The following is a 3,316-nucleotide window of genomic DNA, read 5'->3' on the forward strand; positions in this document are numbered from 1 at the left end:
ATTTTCGTCGCGAAATGGACGGCGTGCTCAAGAGCTGGGCCGTCACAAAAGGGCCGAGCCTGATCCCCGGCGAGAAGCGCCTTGCCGTCCATGTCGAGGATCATCCTTTGGAATATGGCGGTTTCGAAGGCACCATCCCTAAAGGCGAATATGGCGGCGGCACCGTTATTTTGTGGGACAGAGGCACTTGGTCGCCGATCGGCGACGCGCATCGCGGCTATGCGAAAGGCCATCTCGATTTCGAACTTCACGGCGAGAAGCTTGGCGGCCGCTGGCATCTTGTGCGGATGGCCGGAAAGCCGCGGGAGAAGCGCGAGAACTGGCTGCTGATCAAAGGCGACGATGACGCCGCGCGCACGGAAGGTGATCCCGACATTCTGGACGAGCGGCCGGAATCCGTCGCGACCGGCCGCAAGATCGAGGACGTCGCCGGCGAAGAGCCCGGCTGGTCGTCCAAGACGGGGCGCATTCGGAAGCGCCGCGGCGGCCGCACGGGGGCAACTCAACCAGAAGAGCGGCCTGCAACCGTAAGCGTTCCCCAACCGTCAAAGATCAAGGGTGCCAAGAAGGCAGCGCTCCCCGATTTCGTCGAACCGACGCTGGCGACCCTGGTCTCGTCCGCGCCGTCCGGCGAACGCTGGCTGCACGAGATCAAATTCGACGGCTACCGGCTGCAGGCCAGGATCGAAGCCGGTCGCGTCAAACTGTTGACGCGGAGCGGTCTCGACTGGACAAAGAAATTCGGAAGGGCGGTCGTTTCGGCGCTGGCCGATATCCCCGTCGGGACGGCGCTGATCGATGGTGAACTCGTGGTCGAGACCTCCGCCGGCGCATCGGATTTTTCCGCGCTGCAAGCCGATCTCAGCGAGGGCCGCAGTGATCGCTTTCGCTTCTACGTCTTCGACCTGCTTCATCTTGACGGGTACGATCTGCGTGACGTTGCGTTGATCACCCGCAAGGAATTGCTGGAAAAGATCATCGGCGGTGATAACGCCATCATCAGCTACAGCGGACATTTTGAGGAGAATGGCGCTCTGGTCCTGCAACACGCCTGCCGGCTCAGCCTGGAAGGCGTTGTCTCGAAGCTTCGCGACGCGCCCTACCGCTCTGGCCGCAACAAGAACTGGGTGAAGTCGAAATGCTCTGCGCGGCAGGAATTTGTCGTGGCCGGCTATGTCCCCTCGACAACCTCGCGCAATGCGATCGGTTCGCTCATCCTGGGTGTCTATGATGACGGCAAGCTCCATCATGTCGGACGCGTCGGCACCGGCTACACGGCGGCGGTTGCCGAGAGCCTCTTCAAGAAGCTCGAGCGAATACGCATTCCGTCAACCCCGTTCGACGAACGGCTGACCGCCGAGGAGGCTCGGCAAGTCCGCTATGTCAGGCCGGAACTCGTCGCCGAAATCGAGTTCCGGGCGTGGACCGCCGACGGCAATCTGCGCCACGCCTCATTCCGCGGATTACGCGAAGACAAGCCGGCGAAGGAGATCGTCCGCGAAACGCCGAAGACGAGCAAGGCAGCACCCAAACTTCAGCGTCGGAGCGTCAAGCTCACCCATCCCGATCGCCTCTACTGGCCGGACCAGGGCGTGACCAAGGAAGGCCTCGCCGATTATTATGCCGAGGTGTGGCGCTATGCGTCGCCCTACATCGTCGGCCGCGCGTTAGCGCTGGTGCGATGTCCCAACGGGATTTCGGGCGAGCAGTTCTTCCAGAAGCATGCCTGGAAGGGGCTCAACCCCAACATTGTCCTGGTTCACGACCCCAAGGATCCGCCCGACGAGCGGCTGATCAGCATCAATGATCTCGATGGGCTGATCGGTCTCGTCCAATCGGCGGCGCTGGAGATCCACCCCTGGGGTTCGATGGTAAGCGATTGGGAGCGTCCGGACACGATCATCATGGATCTCGACCCCGGCGAGGACGTGAGCTGGGAGGCGGTGATCGAAGCCGCCGTCGAGACCCGCGACCGGCTGAAGAATGCAGGGCTTGTCCCCTTCATCAAGACCTCCGGCGGCAAGGGTCTGCACGTTGTGGCGCCGTTGAAACCGAAAGCGGAATGGCCAGCTGTGAAAGCCTTCACCAAGGCGATTGCCGACTCCATGGCCGCCGACAGTCCCAACCGCTACGTCTCGACCATCACAAAATCCAAACGGCGCGGAAAAATCCTCGTCGACTATCTGCGAAACCAGCGCGGTGCGACCGCAGTCGCACCCTATTCGACAAGAGCACGACCGGGTGCGGCGGTGTCTATGCCGCTTGCATGGGACGAGCTCGGACCCGGCATCGGACCGGCCTATTTTACCGTCGAGAACACACCGACCCGGCTTGCCTCACTATCGTCGGATCCCTGGCAGGATTTCCGAGCTGCCGCAGCGCCGATCGAAGATCGTGCAAACCGACGCAAGAAAGCGGCTTGAGGAGGGCATTGCGAAGGTGCATGCATCCGAACAAATCAGGCGATCTGCTCAAACGTGCATTGTTCCGGAGCCTTGTCCGGCCGCCAGCGCAGGAACTTGGTGCCATGCCGGAAACGGTCGCCGGTGACGTGATCGAAGCGTACTTCGACCACCAGTTCGGGCCGGACCGGCTCCCATTCACCGCTGCGCTCGGTGCTCCAGCGGCTCGGCCCGCCCGGCGCCTTTCCGGTGAAGCCGGGGGGCTCGCGCATCGCTTCGAGTTGGCAGGTAAGCTCTGCCCTGTCGTCCTTGGCAATGGTCGAGGTGAAACCGACGTGATCGAGCTTGCCGGCCTGGTTGTACAGACCCAGCAACAGAGAGCCGACCTGCGGGCTGTTGCTGAGATAGCGAAAGCCGCCGACCACGCAATCGGCCGACCGCAACCGCTTTACCTTCACCATCGCACGCACCCCCGGTTGGTACGGACCGTCCAGCCGCTTGGCGACCACGCCGTCTGTCGCCCCATGTCCGGCAGCCCCTAACCAGGAGCGGGCTTCCTTCACATCGCGCGTACAGTGCGAAAGCACGATGTTCCTGCGGTTTGCCGAAGCGACGAAAGCCTCAAGGATCGCTCGCCGTTTTTTCAGGGTCCGCGCCAACCAGACGGTTCCGTGCTCATCGCAGAGCATGTCGAAGAGGACGATGTGCGCCGGGGTTTCGGCGGACAGCTTGCGGATCCTGCTCTCGGCGGGATGAAGCCGCATCTGGAGCGCGTCGAACGAAAACTTGCCGTCGACCGAGATGACGATTTCACCGTCGACGACAAAACGGCGCGACGGCAGTTCCTTCAATGTCGCGACGAGTTCGGGAAAATAGCGTCCGAGCGGCTTGCCTGACTTTGCGCGCAACTCCAC

At 62.3% G+C, this 3,316-nt stretch carries 2 protein-coding genes; one reads left to right on the forward strand and one right to left on the reverse strand.

Translation table 11 applies throughout. The features are described from left to right. Positions 1 to 2,423 (forward strand): DNA ligase D (ligD, locus tag EOA86_RS27670; RefSeq protein WP_128344584.1); only part of this gene is annotated, 2,423 nt, incomplete at its 5' end. Positions 2,424 to 2,458: 35 nt separating this feature from the next. Here ligD and EOA86_RS27675 read toward each other — a convergent pair. Beyond that, positions 2,459 to 3,316, reverse strand: an 858-nt coding sequence (locus EOA86_RS27675; protein WP_128344585.1) for an ATP-dependent DNA ligase, incomplete at its 5' end; no start/stop codon positions are given.

It is taken from the genome of Mesorhizobium sp. M5C.F.Ca.IN.020.32.2.1 (assembly GCF_004023105.1).
Classification (GTDB): domain Bacteria; phylum Pseudomonadota; class Alphaproteobacteria; order Rhizobiales; family Rhizobiaceae; genus Mesorhizobium; species Mesorhizobium wenxiniae.